Below are 19,165 nucleotides of genomic sequence, written 5' to 3' on the forward strand. Positions count from 1 at the left end.
CTGGATTTCTCGATGCGGGGGCGGCCTCGGTGCCGCCGCGGCCCGCGGGCGTGATTGACAGTATAGACATCCGATGTTTACACTTCGAGCGGTTCGACTCCCCGAACCGCGAAACGCTGGAGACGCCCCCGTGAGCCGCATCGTCGCCTTCGAAACGACAGACATCCGATTCCCCACGTCGCTGAGCCTCGACGGCTCCGATGCGATGAACCCCGACCCCGACTACTCGGCCGCCTATCTCCGTATCGTGACGGACGCGTCGGACCGCGTTTCGGGACACGCCTTCGTGTTCACGATCGGGCGCGGAAACGACGTGCAGGTCGCTGCGCTCGATGCCCTCGCCGGACACCTCATCGGCCGCGAGATCGAGCCGCTCCTCGACGACATGGGTGCGATCAACCGGGAGCTCATCGGCGACTCGCAGCTGCGCTGGCTCGGCCCCGAGAAGGGCGTCATGCACATGGCGATCGGGGCGGTCGTCAACGCGCTGTGGGACATCAAGGCCAAGCGCGCCGGACTTCCGCTGTGGCAGCTGCTGTCGCGGATGAGCCCCGAGGAGCTCGTCGCCCTCGTCGACTTCCGCTACCTCACGAACGCCCTCACCCCCGACGAAGCGCTGCAGATCCTCCGCGCCGCCGAGCCCGGTCGCGCCGAGCGCGAGCGCGACCTTCTCGCCACCGGCTACCCGGCGTACACGACCAGCCCCGGCTGGCTCGGCTACTCCGACGAGAAGCTCGCGCGCCTGTGCCGCGAGGCGATCGCCGACGGCTTCGGCCAGATCAAGCTCAAGGTGGGCGCCGACCTCGACGACGACATCCGCCGGCTCCGCGTCGCCCGCGAGGTGTGCGGCCCCGACTTCCCGATCGCGATCGACGCGAACCAGCGGTGGGAGGTCTCGGAGGCGATCGAGTGGGTGAACGCGCTTGCCGAGTTCGACCCCGCGTGGATCGAAGAGCCCACGAGCCCCGACGACGTGCTCGGCCACGCCGAGATCGCGCGCGGCGTCGCGCCGGTGCGGGTCGCCACGGGCGAGCACGCCCAGAACCGCGTGATCTTCAAGCAGCTGCTGCAGGCCGGCGCCATCTCGGTGATGCAGATCGACGCGGCCCGCGTCGGCGGGGTCAACGAGAACATCGCGAACCTCCTGCTGGCGGCCAGGTTCGGCGTGCCGGTGTGCCCCCACGCGGGCGGCGTCGGGCTCTGCGAGGCCGTGCAGCACCTGTCGATGTTCGACTTCGTGGCCGTCACCGGCACCCGCGAGGGCCGCATGATCGAGTATGTCGACCACCTGCACGAGCACTTCGTCGTACCGACCGAGGTGCGCAGCGGCGTGTACGTGGCGCCGACCGCGCCCGGCACCGGCATGGAGATGAAGACGGCCAGCCGCGCCGAGTACGAGTTCGGGACGACGCATGCTGCGGCCTGAGCGCGCCGCCCTCCACAACCCCGCCCTGACCCGCCTCGGGTACGGCGCGGCGAACGTCGGCAACCTGTTCCGCGAGCTCAGCGACGACCAGGCCTGGGCGATCCTCGACGCGGCGTGGGAGAGCGGCATCCGCTACTACGACACCGCCCCGCACTACGGCCTCGGGCTGTCGGAGCAGCGCCTCGGCGCGTTCCTCAGGACCAAGCCGCGCGACGAGTTCGTGATCTCGACGAAGGCCGGGCGTCTGCTGCGCCCCAACCCGGACGATGACGGCGGACTCGATCTCGCCGCCGACTTCCACGTGCCGACGACGCTGCGCCGCGAGTGGGACTTCTCCGAGGCCGGCGTCCGCGCGAGCCTCGAGGAATCCCTCGAGCGTCTCGGACTCGACCGCGTCGATGTGCTCTACCTGCACGACCCCGAGCGGCACGACCTCGACCTCGCGCTCCGCGAGGCGTTCCCGGCGCTCGAGCTGCTGCGCGCCGAGGGTGCCGTCGACGCGATCGGCATCGGCTCGATGGTGAGCGAGGCGCTCGCCGCTGCCGTCGAGAGCGCCGATCTCGACCTCATCATGATCGCCGGCCGCTACACGCTGCTCGAGCAGCTGGCCGCCGACGCCGTGCTGCCCGCGTGCCACGAGCGCGGAACCGGGGTGGTGGCAGCATCCGTGTTCAACTCCGGTTTGCTCGCCAAGGAGGAGCCGTCGCGCGACGACCGTTACGAGTACGGACGGATGCCGCAGCCGCTGTGGGAGCGCCTGCAGGCGATCCTCGCCGTGTGCCGCGCGCACGACATGCCGCTGCCCGCGGCGGCCGTGCAGTTCCCGCTCCGCGACGCCGCCGTGCGTTCGGTCGTCGTCGGCAGCAGCCGCCCCGAGCAGCTGCGCCGGAACGCCGAGCTCATGGCGGTCGACATCCCCGCTGCCCTGTGGGACGATCTGGCCGCCGCGGGCCTCATCCGCTGACGAGGGGATCCTCATGCTCGAGGGCATCAACCCGCTGCTGACGGGGGAGCTGCTGCTCCACCTGGATCGGATGGGTCATTCCGACGCGGTGGTGATCGCCGACGCGCACTTCCCGGCGTGGGCGATCGGCGCGCGCGTCGTCGACCTGCCCGGCACGACGACCCCCGCCGTGCTGGCGGCCGTGCGGAGTGTCGTGCCGCTCGACGACGCGCCCGCGCTCGACCTGATGGCGTCGGCCGACGGCGAGGTGCTCGACGTGCAGCGGGAGCTCGCCGCCGCGGCGGGCGTCGAGGATCCGCGCTACGTCGACCGCTTCGAGTACTACGAGGTCGCGAAGACCGCGTTCGTGATCGTCCGCACGGGCGAGATCCGCAAGTACGGCAACGCCCTGCTGCGCAAGGGCGTCGTCGGACACCCGTCCGCCTGAACGCGCGCCCGGCGGCGCCTCAGCCGTTGAGGCCGAAGAGGTCCAGCGGGTGCGTGAGGCGCCACCACGGCGACGGCTCGGTGATCTCCGCTGCGAGCGTCAGGTCGACGGTCGTGGCGTCGAGCGGCCCGGTCACGCTGAGCGATCCGACGACGTCGCCGGCGTCGCGGCTGTCGCCCAGATGGTAGGTGGTCGCGACCGTGCCGCTGCCGCCGTTCCACAGGATCACCGACGCGTCGCCCGACGTGACGATGTCGACCTTGTCGCCCCACAGCGTCTCGACCTGACCGGCGAGGGTGCTCGCCGTCACCGAGGGCTTGAGCTGCAGTTCCGACTCCATCTGCGCGTACAGCGCGCGGGACGCGGCGAGGCGTGCCTCGTCGTCCGGCTGACCCAGCACCGATGCGTACAGGCGCACGGTCTTGTCGCCGATCGTGACGTCCTTGGCCGAGAGCAGGTTCCAGGCGTCGAGCGTTCCGGTCTTGATGCCGACGACGCCCGGATCCGCGAGGAGACCGTTCGTGTTCTCGACCTGCCCGGCGCCGGGAAGATCGACGGACTGCTTCGCGACGATCTCGGCGATGACGGGGTGCGCCATGGCCTTCTGCGCGAGCGCCACGAGGGCCTCGGGACTCGCGGCATTGCGCGGGTCCATGCCGGTGGGCTCCCGGATCGTGACGCCCGAAACGCCGTGGGCGGTGAGCCACGCGTTCGCGGCGGAGGCGTACACCGCGTCGGAGGGCCAGATGCCCTGGGCGAGGCGGTCGGCGTAGTTGTTCGCGGAGCCGATGAGCATGCCCTCGAGCATCTGGTACTCGGTGAGCGAGCCCCCGACCGGGACGTCGAGCGCGGACTCGCCGCCCGAGCGGTACTGCCAGTAGCGCGAGCGGTCCGCCGACGTGAAGCGGTACTCCGGGCCCTGCTCGCCGACCGCGAGCGGCATCTCCTCCAGCACGACGAGCGCGGTCACGACCTTGGTGATGCTGGCGATCGCGGCGGGGTCGGCGGTCGAGGCGAGTGTTCCCGGGATGCCGGCGACGGCCTCCGCGGCGCTTCCCTCGGCGGGCCACGCCGGCGCGGCGGCGGGCGCCGCGATCGGCTGCACCTCGATCGCCGTCACCGTCGGGGCGACCGAGTGCAGCGGCCACAGCAGCGTCGTCCCCGCGTACGCGCCGACGACGGCCGCGATCGCCAGCGTCGGCACGACGACGGCGGCACGCAACGGCGAGCGTCGCGGGGCGTCGGCGAGGAGATCGGCGTCGACCGTCACGTACGGGGTCGCCGCCGCGGTCAGGTCGGCAGGCGCCGCGCCGCGCTCGACGACGGTCTCGTCGACCCAGGCGAGCGCCGTGCGACCGCTCGCGGCGCCGGCTGCCGTCGTGGCGGTGGTGACGGCCGGGGGCGAGAAGCCGGACGGGTCGACAGCATCCGTCGGGTTCCACGTCGCGACCGAGGGCACATCGGCGACGGGCACGGTCGCGATCGTCGGAGCGACCGCGGTCACGTCCGCCGGAGCCGTGCTCGTGGGCGGGGACACGGCATCCGTCTCACCCGTCTGCATCGTGAGGATGCCGCCGTCGGAGACATCCTCGGGACCCGGCGTCGGAACGGCACCGGTCTGCACGCGTCGCGCGCGACGCGTGGGCGCAGGGGTGTCGTCCGATGTCACCCACCCAAAATACCTGCTGAACCGGCGGTATACTGGCGCCACAACCACGGGAGTCCGGTGAGCCGGGCTGAGAGGAAGCGGCCCACGCTTCGACCGTCGAACCTGATCCGGATCATGCCGGCGCAGGGAGGAGCTCAAATGCACGCGTCCACGTCCGCATCCACCCCCGTTGCGGGCCGTTCGCAGGGCCCGCGCAGCCTGCGCTGGCGGGTCGTCGACATCGTCGTCGCCGCGGTGCTCGGTGTCGCGATCGGCCTCGTCTTCTGGGCCTGGAACACCGTCGGCTACGCCTGGTTCATCGCGATGGACGGCCTCACGCCGGGTCTCGGCGGCATCGCCGTCGGCATCTGGCTCATCGGCGGCGTCATCGGCGGCCTCGTCATCCGCAAGCCCGGCGCGGCGCTCCTGGTCGAGGTGATCGCCGCGATCGTGTCGATGCTCATCGGCAACGTGTGGGGCGTATCGACCCTGCTGTCGGGACTGGTTCAGGGTCTCGGCGCCGAGCTGATCTTCGCGATCTTCCTGTACCGCCGCTTCACCCTCCCCGTCGCGATGCTCGCCGGTGTGGGCGCGGCCGTCGGCGCGTGGGTGTTCGAGCTCTTCTACGGCAGCTCGCCCAACATCCTGAAGACCCTCGAGTTCAACGTCATCTACCTGGTGTCGCTGGTCGTGTCGGGGGCGCTGCTCGCGGGCGTCGTCGGCTGGTTCGCCGTGCGCGGGCTCGCGGCGACCGGAGCGCTGAGCCGCTTCGCCGTCGGACGCGAAGCGCGCCGCGAGGTCTGACATGACGGCGACCCGCCCGGCTCGCATCACGGCGGCGGGCTGGGGCTGGCGGTACGGCGGACGGCGGGCTCCCGCCGTCCGCGATGTCTCGTTCGCGATCGAGCCCGGCCAGCGCGTGCTCCTGCTCGGCGCATCGGGCGCGGGCAAGTCCACGCTCCTCGCCGGGATGGCCGGCCTCCTCGGCGGCGCCGACGAGGGCGAAGAGACCGGCTCGCTCCTCATCGACGGCGAGCGTGCCGAGGCCCACCGCGGCCGCGTCGGGCTCGTGCTGCAAGACCCCGACTCGGGCGTCGTGCTGTCGAAGGTGGGCGACGACGTGGCCTTCGGCTGCGAGAACCTCGGCGTGCCGGCATCCGAGATCCCTTCCCGCGTGGCCGAGGCGCTCGACGCCGTCGGGCTCGACGTGCCCCTCGCCCGCGCGACGAAGGCGCTCTCGGGCGGGCAGAAGCAGCGACTCGCCCTTGCCGGCGTCCTGGCGATGCGGCCGGGCGTGCTGCTGCTCGACGAGCCCACCGCCAACCTCGATCCGGACGGCGTCCGCGAGGTGCGCGACGCCGTCGAGCGTGCGGTGCGCGAGACCGGCGCCACCCTCGTCGTGATCGAGCACCGGACCGCCGTGTGGGCGGACCTCATGGACCGCGTCATCGTGGTCGGCGCCGACGGCGGGCTCCTCGCCGACGGCTCGCCGGCCGAGGTGTTCGCGCGCCACGGCGCCGCGCTCGCCGCCGTCGGCGTGTGGGTGCCGGGCCACCCGGTCGGCCTGCGCGTGCCGGGCGCAGCGCGGGGCGACGCGCGGGCGGCGGTGGCAGCATCCGCACTCTCGATCTCCCGTGACCGTCGCACCATCGTTCGCGCCGGACTGGACCTCGCGGTGCCGCGCGCGGCCGCGACCGTGATCACCGGACCCAACGGCGCCGGCAAGTCCACGCTGGCGCTGACGCTCGCGGGGCTGCTGCCCGAGGCGGCGGGGCGCGTCGAGGCCGCCCCCGAGCTGGCAGGACGCTCCGGGCGGCGCCCCTCGAAGTGGACGTCGCGCGAGCTGCTCACGCGCATCGGCACCGTGTTCCAGGAGCCCGAGCACCAGTTCCTCGTTTCGACCGTGCGCGACGAGCTCGCGATCGGGCCGCGATCGCGGGGCGTCGATCCGGCCGCCGTCGACGAGATCGTCGGAGAGCTCCTCGAACGGCTGCATCTCGCGCCCCTCGCCGCCGCGAACCCGTTCACGCTGTCGGGTGGCCAGAAGCGCCGACTGTCGGTGGCGACCGTGCTCGCCGACGCGCCGCCGGTCATCGTGCTCGACGAGCCGACCTTCGGACAGGACCGTCGCGGGTGGATCGAGCTCGTGCAGCTGCTCCAGTCCGAGATCGCCGCGGGCACGACGGTCGTCGCCGTCACCCACGACGAGGACGTGCTGCGGCACCTCGGCGGCCACCGCATCGAGCTCGGCGCTCCCGTGCACGCGAGGGTGCGATCGTGACCGCCGTCGACACGCTCGCCGCCGAGGTCCCGGCGCCTCCCCGCGCCTGGCTCGACGGGGTGAACCCCGTCACCAAGATCGTGCTCGCGCTGCTGCTGTCGGTGCCCCTCTTCGCCTCCATCGACGCCACCAGCGCCCTGGTCGCGATCGCACTCCAGCTCGCCTGCATCCCGCTGACCGGCCTGGCGGCCATGACGGTGCTGAAACGGATGCTGCCGATCCTGGTCTTCGCGCCGGTCGCGGGTGTCAGCATGCTGCTGTACGCGGAACCCGGGGGCACCGTCTACTGGTCGTTCTGGTACGCGACGATCAGCGACGACTCCATCGCGCTGGCCGTCGCGGTGTGCCTGCGCGTGCTCGCCCTCGCGCTGCCGACGATCCTGCTCTTCGGCCGCACCGATCCCACCGAGCTCGCCGACGCGCTGGCGCAGGTCGCGAAGCTGCCGTCGCGCTTCGTGCTCGGAGTGCTCGCGGGCACCCGCACGCTCGGCCTCTTCCTCGACGACTGGCGCAGCATGAGCCTCGCGCGCCGCGCGCGCGGCGTCGGCGACAGCGGTGCGATCCGCCGGTTCTTCTCGATGGCGTTCGTGCTGCTCGTGTTCGCGGTGCGCCGCGGCACGAAGCTCGCGATGGCGATGGAGGCGCGGGGCTTCGGCTCAGGCGTCCCGCGCACGTGGGCACGGCCGTCGCGACTGCACCCGCGCGACGCCGTGGCGCTGCTCGGCGGCACCGCGATCATGGCCCTGGCGATCGGCGCCGCGGTGGCCGCGGACACGTTCCGGTTCGTGTGGTCCTGACGCCGTCGGTGCGGCGACGTTCCGTCTGCGGGCGCCAGAACTCCCCCGCTCAATGACCGGTGCTTCGAGTCCCGGTCGTTGAGCGAGCTTGCGAGTCGAAACGCCTGGCCGCGGCGCAGCACCCGGCATCAGCCGCCGGCCACCAGCCGCTCGTAGCCGGGCTGCAGCGCGGGGAAGTAGTCGTCCCACTTGACCGTTGCGACCTCGACGCCCGCCTGCGCGGCCACCAGTCGATCGAGGTAGTACTCCCAGCCCGGCCCGATCGAGCCGACCTCGTCCTCGGGGCCCAGTCGCTGGCCGAAGGTGAGCACCGTGTCACCGTGCTCGTCCGGGGCGAGCTCGAACCACAGGTGCCACGCACCCGACCCGGCCGAAGTGTCGCCGGCGAAGCGCCGGGGGCGGTCGCACTCGAGGATCGTGTACTCCTCGCCCGCGGCATCCGGATCCTCCGCGGTCATGTAGAACGTGACGTGCCCGCTCGCGGGATCGCCCTCCCAGCGGCCGATCCAGCGCTCGAGCCGCGCGGAGTCGGTCAGCTCGCGCCACACCTCGTCGGCCGTCGCGCGGAAGCGTCGCAGGATCACGAGGTTGGGCTTGCCGTCGATGTCGCAGACGTTGCCGGTGATGTCGGTCATGTCGCGTTCCAGAGCTCCCGGTAGTACGACAGGCGCTCGCGATCGGGTTCGATCCCGTACGCCTCGATGAGGGCGTCCTCCCATCCCTCGCCATAGTTCCACGCCGTCGACATCGACGCCACGGCGATGTCGGCCCAGCGGTCGCCGACGCCGAGCGCCCCGAGGTCGACGTGTCCGCTCCACCGGCCGTCGCCGCCGATCAGGGTGTTGGGGCAGCAGGCGTCGCCGTGGCACACGACGAGCCGGTCGATCGGCGGGGCGTCGCGCAACGCCGCGGGAAGACGGATGCCGCGTCCCGCCGCGTTCGCGATCCGCGCGGGCACGCGCCAGTCGAACGGGCAGTCATCGACCGGCAGCGCGTCGTGCAGGGCGCGCAGACCCTGGCCGACGGCGCGGACGGCGGTGGCGGCATCCGTGATCCATCGCGGATCGACCGCCGACAGCCCCGGGAGTGCCGCCGTCACCAGCCATTCGTGGCTCTGGTCGCCCCCGGCTTCGAGAAGCTGCGGCACGGCGGTGTAGGCCGCCGCCCACCGCAGTCGCTCGGCCTCGCCGTCGAACGACGTCTCGTTGTTGCGCGGACCGTACTTGAGATAGCGGCCGTCGTCGGTGCGGAACGTCATGCCGCCGAGCTCGTTGAGCCAGACCGGTGTGAGGTCAGCTCCGCGAGCCAGCTCCCGCACGCGCTCGGGGACGGCCACGTCTTCGAGGGGGATCGACACCATCCCATCCTGCACGGGTCAGGACGCGAGGACCTCGCGGAGGATGAGGGCGTGGTTGTGCGTGTCGTCGTGGACGGCGTGCAGCAGCGTCACGACGGGGTGCGGGGCGAGCTCCTCCCGGAGCGACGCGACGGCGGTGGCCGTCGGTCCGTCGAGTTCGGCCCGGTAGGCCGTCTCGAAGTCGGGCCACGCCATGTCGTCATGGTGGAACGCCGTGCGCAGCTCGGTCGAGGGTGCGACCTCCTTCGCCCACAGGTCGAGTGCGGCCCGCTCCTTCGAGAGTCCGCGCGGCCACAGCCGGTCGACGAGGACGCGGAAGCCGTCGTCAGGGGCCGGGTCGTCGTAGACGCGCTTGAGCCGGATCTCCATGCGTCCATCCAACCCGCCGGCCCCGCCGCGCGCCACCGGCGTGGTGGGATGGGAGGCATGCCCACCACGCGCGCCACCCGACGGCGAGGACCCCTGACGGCGCTCGAGGGCGCGGAACCCTCGGTCGCGATCGGCGACACCGCGGCGCGGCGCGTGCGGCTCTCGCCGGAAGGGCTCTCCCGTCACATCGGCGAGCCCCGGTTGCAGTTCGTGCCGTGGACCCGGGCGCACGCGGTCACGGTGGACCCGCCGGGGTCCTGGTGGCCGTATCCTGCGGTCACCGACATGGCGGCGGCGCTGCTCGGCGGCGTGGCCGGCGGCCTGGAGGCCGGCGATGCGGCCGAGACGCCCACCTTCGTCGTCGTGATCACGACGCTCGAGGGGGAGCGGCTGGAATGGCGCGCCACGCAGCACCACCTCTCGGGCTACCGCCGCGGCGACGCGCAGGCGACGACGCGGCTGGTGGAGTACCTGACCGCCCGCGGCGAGGCGCGCATGCTCCTCGCACGGCCCGCCGAGCTGATCGACCGGATCTCGGCCCTCACGCGCATCGGTCCGCAGTTCGGGCCGTGACGGCCCGGGCGAGCGCCGTTAGCCTGGTCCTGTCGCGCCGCCGGCCGGTGAGCGATGGGACTGAGTACCGCGTATGCTGATACGCGGTTCCGCCGAATCCGGACTTCGAAGGAGAATCCATGGACCTCACGGGCACCGCCGCACTCGTCACCGGTGGCGCGAGCGGACTCGGCCTCGCGACGGCCCGGCGTCTCGCCGCCGCCGGCGCGACCGTCACGATCGTCGACCTGCCGAACTCGGCGGGCGCCGAGGTGGCCGCAGAGCTCGGGGGAACGTTCGCGCCGGCGGACGTCACGAGCCCCGAACAGGTGGCAGCCGCGGTCGCGACGGCCGCAGCATCCGGCCCCCTGCGCGTCGTCGTGAACTGCGCCGGCATCGCCCCGCCGGCCAAGGTGCTCGATCGTGAGGGCAACCCCTCGCCGCTCGAGGGCTTCGAGCGGATCATCCGCGTGAACCTCATCGGCACGTACAACGTCATCTCGCAGGCCTCGGCGGCCATCGCGAAGACCGAGCCCACCGCCGACGGCGACGGTGCGTCCGGCGAGAGGGGCGTCATCGTCAACACCGCGAGCGTCGCCGCCTTCGACGGCCAGATCGGGCAGCCCGCGTATTCGGCGTCGAAGGGCGGCGTGCACGCCATGACCCTGCCGATCGCCCGCGAGCTCGCGCGCTACGGCATCCGCGTCGTGACGATCGCCCCGGGCATCATGGAGACCCCCATGCTGATGGGCCTGCCGCAGGCCGCACAGGACTCCCTCGGCGAGCAGGTGCCGTACCCGCGGCGCCTCGGCAAGCCCGACGAGTACGCCCGCCTGGTGATGTCCATCGTCGACAACGGCTACCTCAACGGCGAGACCATCCGCCTCGACGGCGCCATCCGCATGGCGCCGAAGTAAGGAGAAACGTGAGCGACTCGATCCTCGTCACCCGCGACGGCGCCCTGGCGCGCGTGCGGTTCAACCGGCCGGCGTTCCTGAACGCGATGGGCTTCGAGATGGGCACACGCTGGCGCGACGTCGCCCACGAGCTCACCTCCGACTCGTCCGTGGGGGCCATCATCCTGGATGCTGCGGGCCCCGCCTTCTGCGCCGGCGGCGACGTGATCGAGATGGCGACGTCGGGGGCGTCGGGTGGGGACGTGACCGGCGCCGCGCACACGATCCACGACGGCATCCGCACGTTCGTGGAGTCGGACAAGCCCATCGTCGCCGCCGTTCAGGGCGCCGTCGCGGGCGGCGGGCTGGGGCTCATGCTCACCGCGGACTACATCGTCGCCTCGGAGCAGTCCAAGTTCGTCAGCAAGTACGCCAACATCGGACTCACGCCCGACCTCGGCGTCTCGACGCTGCTGCCCGCCGCGGTCGGCCAGCGCCGCGCGCTGCAGCTGCTCCTGCAGGACCTCACGATCGACGCCCCCACAGCACTCGACTGGGGCCTGGTGACCGAAGTCGTGCCCACAGCCGACGTCGCCGCGCGCGCCGAGGCGGTGGCGCGGTTCTGGCTCGACAACGCCACCGGCGCTTTCGGGCAGGCCAAGCGCCTCGTCCGCACGGGCGCCGGGCGCCCGTTCGCCGAGAACCTCGACGACGAGGCCCGCTCGATCGGCGCGCGCTTCGACACCGACGAGGCCAAGGCCCGCGTCGCGGCCTTCGCCGCAGCATCCGCCAAGTCCGCGCGCCCGGCCTGACCGCCCCCATGTCCCACTTTTCGCCGAACGCGGCGCCCGCAGCGGCGGAAATCGCGACATGAGGGCCGGAAAACGGGACACCAACACCGGCTTGCATTCCAGCGGTCATCGCAACGAGGGCTGATTCTCGGACATTAGCAGGGTGGCGAAGAGGTCCGCGGGTGCGCGGTCGCCGAGCGTCATTCGGGGTCGGCGATTGAGCTCGTCCTCGACTCTGGCGAGGTCCCGCGGCGTGTGGACGGCGAGGTTCGTCGACTTGGGGAAGTACTGGCGCAGCAACCCGTTTGTGTTTTCGTTGCTGCCGCGTTGCCAGGGGCTGGCGGCGTCGCAGAAGTAGATCTTCGTGCCGGTGTCGGCGGTGATGTCGAGGTGCTTGGCCATCTCGGTGCCTTGATCCCAGGTCAGCGTCCGCCGCAGCCCCTGCGGGAGAGCGCGGAGGGCCCGCACCAATGCTGCGTGCAGTTCGGATGAGGTGGGCGCGTTCAGGTGCAGCAGCTTCACGTAGCGGGTCTGCCGCTCTACGAGTGTGCCGATCGCGGAGCGGTGGTGCGGGCCGACGATGAGGTCGCCCTCCCAGTTGCCCGCCACCGATCTGTCTGTCGGTTCGAACTCGCGGTCGTGGATCGACAGCATCGGCTGCGCGAACCGGCGTCCGGCTCGGATCAGGCGGGTGTGCGCCCTGCGGTGGTCGCGTCCTGTCCGCAGCGGTGACGGGTCGGGTTTGCGGAGAAGCCCTGTTCCGGGCCGGTAGATCGCGAGATAGATGCTCTCCGTCGCGACCCGCATGCCGGCATCGTCGGGGTGTGCGGCGCGCAGGGCGCGGCTGATCTGCTGCGGACTCCACCGCTCCTTCAATCTCGCCTTCACGTACGTGCGCAGCACTGGATTGGTCGACAGCTTCAACGGCTTCGGGCGCCGGCGACGGGTCGCGGCGATGCTGTGCGCGTGGAACGGTCGGTACTGGCCGGACTCATGTGCGTTGCGTCGCAGCTCCCTACTGATCGTCGACGGCGACCGGCCCAGCGTCTTGGCGATCTCCGTCGGTCCGGCGCCCCTGCTCGCGAGGTCGGCGATCCGGATGCGTTCCTCCTCGGACAGGAAGCGGGGCGAGATGGGGCGAAGCGCAAGCGGCTCGAGCGGCGGCACGACTTTCACCGTGCCATCCTTTCGCCGCACCGTCGTGCCGTCTCTCCAGATATACGCCGTGGTGCGCACGACACCGACCTCGCGCGCCGCGGCGGCCAACGGCCACCCTTGCGCGAGCAGCTCCATGAACCGCTTCCGCGCCAACGACTTCGGCCTCCGCCCAGGACCCTTCGGAACACGACGTGACGACAACATGACCTCCAACTGGTGTGATCACGTTGCGACGATCACTGGAAACCACCCGGAGGAATACAGTGACCGAATCGACGGATGCCGCGCCCCTCGCCGGCAAGACGATCCTGATGTCGGGCGGCAGCCGCGGCATCGGCCTCGCGATCGCGCTGCGCGCGGCGCGCGACGGCGCCAACATCGCACTGCTGGCCAAGACCGACACCCCGCACCCCAAGCTCGAGGGGACCGTGCACTCGGCGGCCGAAGCGATCCGCGCCGCCGGCGGCCACGCGCTGCCGATCGTCGGCGACGTGCGCAACGACGACGACGTGACCGAGGCCGTGCTCAAGACGCAGGGCGAGTTCGGCGGCATCGACATCGTGGTGAACAACGCGTCGGTCATCGATCTGTCGCGCTCGCTCGACCTCGACGCCAAGAAGTACGACCTCATGCAGGACGTCAACGTGCGCGGGACGTTCATGCTCTCGCGCGCGGCGGTGCCGATCCTGAAGGAGGCGGCGAACCCGCACATCCTCTCGCTCTCGCCGCCGCTCAACCTCTCGCCGAAGTGGCTCGGCGGACACACGGGGTACACCCTCGCGAAGTACGGCATGACGATGGTGACGCTGGGGATCGCGGCGGAGTTCGCCGACGCCGGCATCGCCGCGAACACGCTGTGGCCACGCACCACCATCGCGACCGCGGCCGTGCAGTTCGCCCTCGGCGGCGACCGCATGATGAAGGTCAGCCGCACGCCCGAGATCTACGCCGACGCCGCGCACGAGATCTTCACGAAGCCGTCGCGCGAGTACACCGGGCAGACCCTCATCGTCGAGGACGTGCTCGAGGCCGCGGGCGTGACCGACTTCTCGGACTACGCCGCTGTGCCCGGCACGCCGGACGAGGCGCTGTTCCCCGACATCTTCCTGGACTGAAGCTCGCCCGCGAATCCCGGCCTCGCCGAGACCGGGGATCCGCCGCGAAACCGGGAACGTCGTCCTCGGTCTCGGCGAAATCCCCCTGTCTCGCCGCGTCACTACCTCGTCCGGGCGCGCGGACGTAGGGTGGGGGCATGGCGGTGCGGAGCCTGTTCCCCATCCTGCTGGCGCGCGAACTCCCCGAGCTCGTGCGGTTCTACGAGCGGGCGCTCGGCGGGGTCGTCGACTACCGGTTCCCTGACGAGCACGGCGCCGACGCCTACGTGTCGCTGAAGATCGACGGGGTGTCCCTCGGCATCGGCCGCGACGACGACGCGCTGCCGCCCGGTGCGGGCGAACGGGTCGGCCTCTGGTTCTACGTCGACGACGTCGACCGCACGTTCTCGGCCTGGGTGGCCGCCGGCGGCCACCCGATCCAAGCGCCTGCCGACATGCCCTGGGGCGAGCGCATCGCGCAGGTGCGCGACCCCGCCGGCAACCTCGTGAACCTCGGCGCGGAGCCGCCCGCCGCCGAGAGCTGACCCGGCGAATGAGGCGGCCGCGTCAGATCAGGCCGAGGCGGCGGAACGCGTTCGCGATCCCGTCGTCGAGCACGTCGGTCGTGACGAAGTCGGCGAGCTCCTTGAGCTCCGGCTGCGCGTTGCCCATCGCGACCGAGACGCCGCACACCTGGAACATCTCGATGTCGTTCCGGCTGTCGCCCACCGCGATCGCATCGGCCGCGTCCATGCCGAGATGAGTGAGCAGCAGCTCGATGGCCGACCCCTTCGTGGTCTCGCGCTCGCTGATCTCGCCGTTCGAGCCGCCGGGCAGCGGCATGCTGCCCGGCACGATGAGGAACTCGTCGCCGAGGTCGGCGCGCAGCTCCTCGAGGCCTTCCGGGTGGTCGCTGACGAAGACGGCCTTGTCGATGCGCGTCAGGTCGGCCTCGTCGGCGCTCGGGAAGGTGCGCTGGGCGAGCCCCACCAGCGAGTCCTCCGGCCGCACCTCCTGGCCGGACGCCTCACGCGCCGCGAGCGCCGCCGCATAGTCGCGCATCAGCTCTGCCATGCCGTCCGAGGCGTAGACGGCATCGCGCGTCTGCAGGAAGTAGCGGATGCCGCGGCTTCGCAGCGCCGTGAGCATGCGGTCCGTCGCGGCCGGTGACAGGGGGCGGTCGACGACCACCTCTCCGTCCGAGACGACGAGCGCACCGGAGTTCGTCACCGCGCCGTCGAAGCCGATCTCTGCGACGTCCGGATGGATGTCGGAGGCCGACCGCCCGGTGCTCAGGTACACGAGATGCCCGGCTTCGCGCACCGCGCGGATGGCCGGACCAGTCGAGGGGCACACGTGCGAGCCGTGCTCGAGGAGAGTGCCGTCGACGTCGAGGAAGATGATGCGCCGGCGAGAGGAGAGGGCCGAGGTCTCGGCATCCGTGTTCATCAGTGCTTGTTCCCGGTGAAGAGGAGGATGCCGCCCAGGCCGATCATGAGCCCGCCGCCGGTGGCAGAGAGGGTCGAGATGCGCTTCGGGGAGCGCCCGAACCACTCGCGCGCGCCCGCCGCGACGAGCGCCCAGATGCCGTCGGAGATGAGCGCGATCACGAAGAACACGAGTCCGAGCTCGATCATCTGCAGCGGCACCATTCCGGCGTTCAGGTCGACGAACTGGGGGAGCACCGCCACGAAGAAGGCGATCGTCTTCGGGTTCGTGATGCCGACGACGAACCCCTCGCCGAGCTGGCGCCAGGCCGAGCGCGGCAGCGCGCCGCCGTTGGCCTCCGCGGCGGCGCGACGACGGTGGCGGATCGCCTGTACGCCGAGGTACATGAGGTACAGCGCTCCGGCGACCTTGACGACGGTGAACAGCACGACCGACTGCGCGACGACGCCGCCGACGCCGACTGCGACGAGACCGATGATCGGCAGCAGTCCGAGCGCGTTGCCGAGCACGCTGAGCAGCCCGCCGATGCGGCCCAGGGCGAGCGCGCGCCCGATCGTGAAGAGCACGCTCGGACCCGGGATCACGATCAGGACGAGCGCGGCGAGCGTGAAGGCGAGAAGGTTGGGGGCGGGCACCACAGGGCGAGCCTAGTCCGGGGCCCGGATCGGCATCCGTCCAGGAGTGTCCGCGTACCCTGGACGCATGACCGAGTCGCCCGTCCGCGCCACCGACCCAGCCGTGCGCAGCACAGGACAGCGCCGCCAGGTGCGTCCGGCGACCGAAGGCTGGACGCAGAAGAAGGATGCCGAGGGCCGGCCCCTCCTGCAGTTCGCGAGTCCCAAGCGCGGCAAGCCGCCCGTGCACATGGCGGACTTCACCCCCGAGCAGCGCGTCGAGAAGGTCAAGGAGCTCGGACTCCCCGGTTTCCGCGCGAAGCAGCTCGAGAAGCACTACTTCCAGCACTGGACCCATAACCCCGCCGACATGACGGACCTCCCGGCCGACGGCCGCGAGGAGTTCGTGCACGGCATGCTGCCGGCGCTCCTCACCGAGGTGCGCCGCCTCGAGACCGACCGCGGCGACACCATCAAGTTCCTCTGGAAGCTGCACGACGGCGCACTCGTCGAGTCGGTGCTCATGCGCTACCCCGGCCGCATCACGCTGTGCGTCTCGTCGCAGGCCGGCTGCGGCATGAACTGCCCGTTCTGCGCGACCGGCCAGGCCGGCCTCACGCGCAACATGTCGGCCGCCGAGATCGTCGAGCAGGTCGTGCGCGCCAACCGCCTCATCGCCGACGGCGGCCTCGGCGGCAAGAAGAAGGACGACCACTCGGCCGAGCGCGTCTCGAACATCGTCTTCATGGGCATGGGAGAGCCGCTCGCCAACTACGCGCGCGTGATGCAGGCGGTGCGCGTGATGACAGACAAGCAGCACGGCCTCGGCATGAGCGCCCGCGGCATCACGGTCTCCACCGTCGGCCTCGTGCCCGCGATCACGAAGCTCGCCGCCGAGGACATCCCGGTCACCTTCGCGCTGTCCCTGCACGCGCCCGACGACAAGCTCCGCGACGAGCTCATCCCGGTGAACTCGCGGTGGAAGGTCGACGAGGCCCTCGACGCCGCCCGCGCCTACTTCGACAAGACGGGTCGCCGCGTCTCGATCGAGTACGCCCTCATCAAGGACATGAACGACCACGGCTGGCGCGCCGACCTCCTCGCCGAGAAGCTCAACGCCCGCGGGCGCGGCTGGGTGCACGTCAACCCCATCCCGCTGAACCCGACGCCCGGCTCGATCTGGACCGCGTCCGAGGTGTCGGTGCAGAACGAGTTCGTGCGCCGCCTCAACGACGCCGGCATTCCGACGACCCTCCGCGACACCCGCGGCAAGGAGATCGACGGCGCCTGCGGCCAGCTCGTCGCCACCGAGGAGGACGAGGCGGTCGCCGCCGTCACCCCGCTCGAGGACTGATCCCCCGGTCGTCGAGCGTGCCCGCGAGTCGAAACGCAGAGTCGGAACGCCGCGGCATCCGGGATCTCACGCTCCTCTAATACACCTGGTGCACAGGTTGCCCGCTCTAGGGTGTGCGGATGTCTTCTTACTCCGCACACCGGCCGGGCCGGTTCGGCTCCGACGGCCGGATCGAGTTCGAGACAGACGAGGAACAGACGGAGGATCTGTACCTCGACGACGTCCGCGCTCAGCAGGCCGCCGGTGAACCCGTGCGCGAGCGTCGGGACGCCGACGGTCCTGAGGATCCGTTCCCCGAGACCCGCGATCTGCTCGAGGACGCGCTGGCGATGAACCCGACGCAGCCGGTCGCCGTGAGCGAGCCGGTCGTGGCCGAGCAGCCGGCGACGATCGGCGAGTGGGGCGCTGTCGACGAGCCGCGCGTGGACGAGCCCGTCGCCGACGCGCGGGTGGCGGACGAGCCGGTGGTCCATGAGGAGCCGGAGGCCGCAGCATCCGTGCCCCCCGTCCGTGAAAAGCGTGCGAAGCGCCCGCGTCGCGAGCGGACCTCCGGATGGCGCAAGCTCGCGATCCTCGGCGGTGCCGACGGATCGGTGCTCGACGAGGTGCCGACCGAGACGCCGCGCTTCGTGCAGATGTTCTTCGTGATCGCCGGCACCGCGCTGATCTCGGCGACCTCGATGTACTTCGCGCTGACCACCGGCGTGCGGATCGTCGCGTGGGGCGCGCTGCCGCTCGCGATCGTGTGGGCCCTCATCATCTTCAACCTCGACCGCTTCCTCACCTCGACGATGCGCTCCTCGCAGAGCATCGGACGGCTGATCGCGCTCGCGATCCCGCGCGTCATCATGGCCGCCGTCATCGGCATCGTCGTGGCCGAGCCGCTCGTGCTGCAGATCTTCCACAACGACATCGCGCGCGAGGTCAACGCGACGAACATCACGCAGGCGCAGTCGGATCAGGACGCCGTCACCGCCGGGCCCGAGAAGCAGGCGCTGGATGCCGCGAGCGAACGCGTCGCCGCGCTCGAGAGCCAGGCGGCCAGCGGCGTCGTAGCGGGCGCGGACACCACGTCGGCGTCGACGGCATCGGCGCAGCAGACCGTGGACGACCTCACCGCCAAGCTCGGCGCGCAGCAGCAGGTGATCGACCAGGCGCGTGCGATCTACCAGTGCGAGCTCACCGGGCAAGGGGCGGGCGAGGTTCCCGGCTGCAGCGGCGTCGCGGGCGAGGGTGCGAGCTCGGATGCCGCCGAGGCGCAGCTCGCGGCCGCGCAGGCGGCGTACGACGACCTGAACTCGCAGCTGACCGCTGCGCAGGCCGATCTCGCCGCAGCGCAGGCGGCCGGTACGGCGGACGCCGGCGCATCGGAGGCGACGAACAAGCAGCAGGCGAAGGACGAGCTGCCTGGCGCGCGCGAGCAGTACCAGGCGGCGCTCGCCGCCTACGATGCCCGTGCGGCGGAGATCGCGAGCGGCAACTCCGGTGCGGTGGGCCTGCTGAGCCAGATCAGTGGGCTCGAGCGGCTGTCGCAGCGCGAGCCCACCCTCGCGTGGGCGCACTGGCTGATCGCGGGGCTGTTCTTCATGATCGAGCTGCTGCCGGTGCTCGTGAAGGTGCTCACGAGCTACGGCGAGCCCTCGCTCTACGAGAAGGCCGACGGGTTGCGCCGCCAGGTGGCGCTCGACCGCGTCACGGCGCGCAGCTGGCGCGAGCGGGCCGACATCGCGCAGGGCGGGCAGGCCTAGCCGGTTCCACCGCGGACGAGACGGATGCCTCGGGCAGAGGCATCCGTCTTCCCCGCTGTCGGCGGCGCAGTGGTGGGAGCGGTCTCGCGCGTCGCGATATATCGTGTTAGAGTGACCGGCGGGTCGCCGCTGGGAGGCGATCACGCCCCCGTTCCGCCCTCAGTGAACGGGACTGCCGCGATGTCGGTGGCCCGTGCGAAGGTGGGTCGGCACCCTCACATCCGCAGAGGCGGAGCCCTG

20 protein-coding genes and 1 riboswitch are annotated in these 19,165 nt (G+C 71.5%); of the genes, 13 read left to right on the top strand and 7 right to left on the bottom strand.

Annotation, left to right across the window (positions count from 1 at the left end):
• Nucleotides 1-130 precede the first annotated feature (130 nt).
• The 3 genes from MRBLWH7_RS15695 to MRBLWH7_RS15705 are packed head-to-tail and all read left to right on the top strand — an operon-like array spanning nt 131 to nt 2,817.
• On the top strand, nt 131-1,426 hold the full coding sequence (locus MRBLWH7_RS15695) for an L-fuconate dehydratase (RefSeq protein ID WP_341996117.1): 1,296 nt from the start codon (nt 131-133) through the stop codon (nt 1,424-1,426).
• A complete protein-coding gene (locus MRBLWH7_RS15700; protein WP_341996119.1) occupies nt 1,413-2,390 on the top strand; it encodes an aldo/keto reductase in 978 nt (325 codons plus the stop codon). Before MRBLWH7_RS15695 ends, MRBLWH7_RS15700 begins: the two co-directional genes overlap by 14 nt.
• A 13-nt stretch (nt 2,391-2,403) precedes the next feature.
• Nucleotides 2,404-2,817 (top strand): RbsD/FucU domain-containing protein, encoded by a 414-nt coding sequence (locus MRBLWH7_RS15705; RefSeq protein ID WP_341996120.1) that lies wholly within the window; start codon nt 2,404-2,406, stop codon nt 2,815-2,817.
• Between the two features lie 19 nt (nt 2,818-2,836).
• Here the strand turns inward: MRBLWH7_RS15705 and MRBLWH7_RS15710 are convergent, their stop codons facing one another.
• Nucleotides 2,837-4,486 carry a D-alanyl-D-alanine carboxypeptidase gene (locus MRBLWH7_RS15710; RefSeq protein WP_341996122.1) on the bottom strand — a complete coding sequence of 550 codons (1,650 nt, stop codon included), beginning with the start codon at nt 4,484-4,486 and terminating at the stop codon, nt 2,837-2,839.
• A 36-nt stretch (nt 4,487-4,522) separates the two neighbouring features.
• A riboswitch (TPP riboswitch) is annotated at nt 4,523-4,632 on the top strand.
• Between MRBLWH7_RS15710 and MRBLWH7_RS15715 the strand changes: the two genes are divergently transcribed.
• From MRBLWH7_RS15715 to MRBLWH7_RS15725, 3 genes are all read left to right on the top strand, one after another.
• On the top strand, nt 4,625-5,269 hold the full coding sequence (locus tag MRBLWH7_RS15715; RefSeq protein WP_341996125.1) for an ECF transporter S component: 645 nt from the start codon (nt 4,625-4,627) through the stop codon (nt 5,267-5,269). Its footprint overlaps the riboswitch before it by 8 nt.
• Before the next feature lies 1 nt (nt 5,270).
• Nucleotides 5,271-6,746, top strand: coding sequence for an ABC transporter ATP-binding protein (locus tag MRBLWH7_RS15720; RefSeq protein WP_341996127.1), 1,476 nt, complete (start codon nt 5,271-5,273; stop codon nt 6,744-6,746).
• Nucleotides 6,743-7,543, top strand: coding sequence for an energy-coupling factor transporter transmembrane component T (locus tag MRBLWH7_RS15725; protein ID WP_341996129.1), 801 nt, complete (start codon nt 6,743-6,745; stop codon nt 7,541-7,543). The genes MRBLWH7_RS15720 and MRBLWH7_RS15725 overlap by 4 nt, the downstream gene beginning before the upstream one ends.
• A gap of 128 nt (nt 7,544-7,671) precedes the next feature.
• On the opposite strand, the gene MRBLWH7_RS15730 is transcribed toward MRBLWH7_RS15725, so the two are convergent.
• The 3 genes from MRBLWH7_RS15730 to MRBLWH7_RS15740 are packed head-to-tail and all read right to left on the bottom strand — an operon-like array spanning nt 7,672 to nt 9,269.
• The gene (locus tag MRBLWH7_RS15730; protein WP_341996131.1) at nt 7,672-8,178 is read right to left on the bottom strand and encodes an SRPBCC domain-containing protein; all 507 of its coding nucleotides are present in this window, start codon (nt 8,176-8,178) and stop codon (nt 7,672-7,674) included.
• Nucleotides 8,175-8,900, bottom strand: coding sequence for an aminoglycoside 3'-phosphotransferase (locus tag MRBLWH7_RS15735; RefSeq protein ID WP_341996133.1), 726 nt, complete (start codon nt 8,898-8,900; stop codon nt 8,175-8,177). The genes MRBLWH7_RS15730 and MRBLWH7_RS15735 overlap by 4 nt, the downstream gene beginning before the upstream one ends.
• A gap of 18 nt (nt 8,901-8,918) precedes the next feature.
• Entirely contained in the window at nt 8,919-9,269 is a 351-nt protein-coding gene (locus MRBLWH7_RS15740; RefSeq protein WP_341996135.1) for a DUF488 family protein, read from the bottom strand.
• Nucleotides 9,270-9,326: 57 nt separating this feature from the next.
• Between MRBLWH7_RS15740 and MRBLWH7_RS15745 the strand changes: the two genes are divergently transcribed.
• The 3 genes from MRBLWH7_RS15745 to MRBLWH7_RS15755 all read left to right on the top strand — a co-directional run bounded on the left by MRBLWH7_RS15745 (nt 9,327) and on the right by MRBLWH7_RS15755 (nt 11,529).
• Nucleotides 9,327-9,842, top strand: coding sequence for a hypothetical protein (locus tag MRBLWH7_RS15745; protein ID WP_341996137.1), 516 nt, complete (start codon nt 9,327-9,329; stop codon nt 9,840-9,842).
• A 119-nt stretch (nt 9,843-9,961) separates the two neighbouring features.
• Nucleotides 9,962-10,738: an SDR family NAD(P)-dependent oxidoreductase gene (locus MRBLWH7_RS15750; protein WP_341996139.1), complete on the top strand. Its 777-nt coding sequence runs from the start codon at nt 9,962-9,964 to the stop codon at nt 10,736-10,738.
• Nucleotides 10,739-10,746: 8 nt separating this feature from the next.
• Nucleotides 10,747-11,529, top strand: coding sequence for an enoyl-CoA hydratase/isomerase family protein (locus MRBLWH7_RS15755; protein ID WP_341996141.1), 783 nt, complete (start codon nt 10,747-10,749; stop codon nt 11,527-11,529).
• A gap of 105 nt (nt 11,530-11,634) precedes the next feature.
• On the opposite strand, the gene MRBLWH7_RS15760 is transcribed toward MRBLWH7_RS15755, so the two are convergent.
• On the bottom strand, nt 11,635-12,870 hold the full coding sequence (locus MRBLWH7_RS15760; protein WP_341996143.1) for an IS30 family transposase: 1,236 nt from the start codon (nt 12,868-12,870) through the stop codon (nt 11,635-11,637).
• 59 nt (nt 12,871-12,929) lie between these two features.
• Between MRBLWH7_RS15760 and MRBLWH7_RS15765 the strand changes: the two genes are divergently transcribed.
• On the top strand, nt 12,930-13,781 hold the full coding sequence (locus MRBLWH7_RS15765; protein WP_341996145.1) for an NAD(P)-dependent oxidoreductase: 852 nt from the start codon (nt 12,930-12,932) through the stop codon (nt 13,779-13,781).
• A 137-nt stretch (nt 13,782-13,918) separates the two neighbouring features.
• Nucleotides 13,919-14,305, top strand: coding sequence for a VOC family protein (locus MRBLWH7_RS15770; protein WP_341996147.1), 387 nt, complete (start codon nt 13,919-13,921; stop codon nt 14,303-14,305).
• A gap of 22 nt (nt 14,306-14,327) precedes the next feature.
• On the opposite strand, the gene MRBLWH7_RS15775 is transcribed toward MRBLWH7_RS15770, so the two are convergent.
• Nucleotides 14,328-15,209 (bottom strand): HAD family hydrolase, encoded by an 882-nt coding sequence (locus MRBLWH7_RS15775; RefSeq protein WP_341996149.1) that lies wholly within the window; start codon nt 15,207-15,209, stop codon nt 14,328-14,330.
• Nucleotides 15,209-15,847, bottom strand: coding sequence for a LysE family translocator (locus MRBLWH7_RS15780; protein ID WP_341996151.1), 639 nt, complete (start codon nt 15,845-15,847; stop codon nt 15,209-15,211). The genes MRBLWH7_RS15775 and MRBLWH7_RS15780 overlap by 1 nt, the downstream gene beginning before the upstream one ends.
• Nucleotides 15,848-15,911: 64 nt before the next feature.
• Between MRBLWH7_RS15780 and rlmN the strand changes: the two genes are divergently transcribed.
• Nucleotides 15,912-17,177, top strand: a complete 1,266-nt coding sequence (gene rlmN, locus MRBLWH7_RS15785) for a 23S rRNA (adenine(2503)-C(2))-methyltransferase RlmN (protein WP_341996152.1) — start codon at nt 15,912-15,914, stop codon at nt 17,175-17,177.
• Between the two features lie 119 nt (nt 17,178-17,296).
• Nucleotides 17,297-18,925, top strand: a complete 1,629-nt coding sequence (locus MRBLWH7_RS15790) for a DUF4407 domain-containing protein (protein WP_341996154.1) — start codon at nt 17,297-17,299, stop codon at nt 18,923-18,925.
• The last annotated feature ends 240 nt before the right edge of the window (nt 18,926-19,165 follow it).

Origin of the sequence: Microbacterium sp. LWH7-1.2 (genome assembly GCF_038397755.1) — a bacterium.
Lineage (GTDB): Bacteria > Actinomycetota > Actinomycetes > Actinomycetales > Microbacteriaceae > Microbacterium.

Excerpts from the sequence above, each read along its gene's own strand:
- MRBLWH7_RS15700 (WP_341996119.1), top strand. The coding sequence starts at position 1,413 with ATGCTGCGGCCTGAGCGCGCCGCCCTCCACAACCCCGCCCTGACCCGC.
- MRBLWH7_RS15705 (WP_341996120.1), top strand. The coding sequence starts at position 2,404 with ATGCTCGAGGGCATCAACCCGCTGCTGACGGGGGAGCTGCTGCTCCAC.
- MRBLWH7_RS15715 (WP_341996125.1), top strand. The coding sequence starts at position 4,625 with ATGCACGCGTCCACGTCCGCATCCACCCCCGTTGCGGGCCGTTCGCAG.
- MRBLWH7_RS15720 (WP_341996127.1), top strand. The coding sequence starts at position 5,271 with ATGACGGCGACCCGCCCGGCTCGCATCACGGCGGCGGGCTGGGGCTGG.
- MRBLWH7_RS15730 (WP_341996131.1), bottom strand. The coding sequence starts at position 8,178 with ATGACCGACATCACCGGCAACGTCTGCGACATCGACGGCAAGCCCAAC.
- MRBLWH7_RS15740 (WP_341996135.1), bottom strand. The coding sequence starts at position 9,269 with ATGGAGATCCGGCTCAAGCGCGTCTACGACGACCCGGCCCCTGACGAC.
- MRBLWH7_RS15745 (WP_341996137.1), top strand. The coding sequence starts at position 9,327 with ATGCCCACCACGCGCGCCACCCGACGGCGAGGACCCCTGACGGCGCTC.
- MRBLWH7_RS15750 (WP_341996139.1), top strand. The coding sequence starts at position 9,962 with ATGGACCTCACGGGCACCGCCGCACTCGTCACCGGTGGCGCGAGCGGA.
- MRBLWH7_RS15760 (WP_341996143.1), bottom strand. The coding sequence starts at position 12,870 with ATGTTGTCGTCACGTCGTGTTCCGAAGGGTCCTGGGCGGAGGCCGAAG.
- MRBLWH7_RS15770 (WP_341996147.1), top strand. The coding sequence starts at position 13,919 with ATGGCGGTGCGGAGCCTGTTCCCCATCCTGCTGGCGCGCGAACTCCCC.
- MRBLWH7_RS15775 (WP_341996149.1), bottom strand. The coding sequence starts at position 15,209 with ATGAACACGGATGCCGAGACCTCGGCCCTCTCCTCTCGCCGGCGCATC.
- rlmN (WP_341996152.1), top strand. The coding sequence starts at position 15,912 with ATGACCGAGTCGCCCGTCCGCGCCACCGACCCAGCCGTGCGCAGCACA.
- MRBLWH7_RS15790 (WP_341996154.1), top strand. The coding sequence starts at position 17,297 with ATGTCTTCTTACTCCGCACACCGGCCGGGCCGGTTCGGCTCCGACGGC.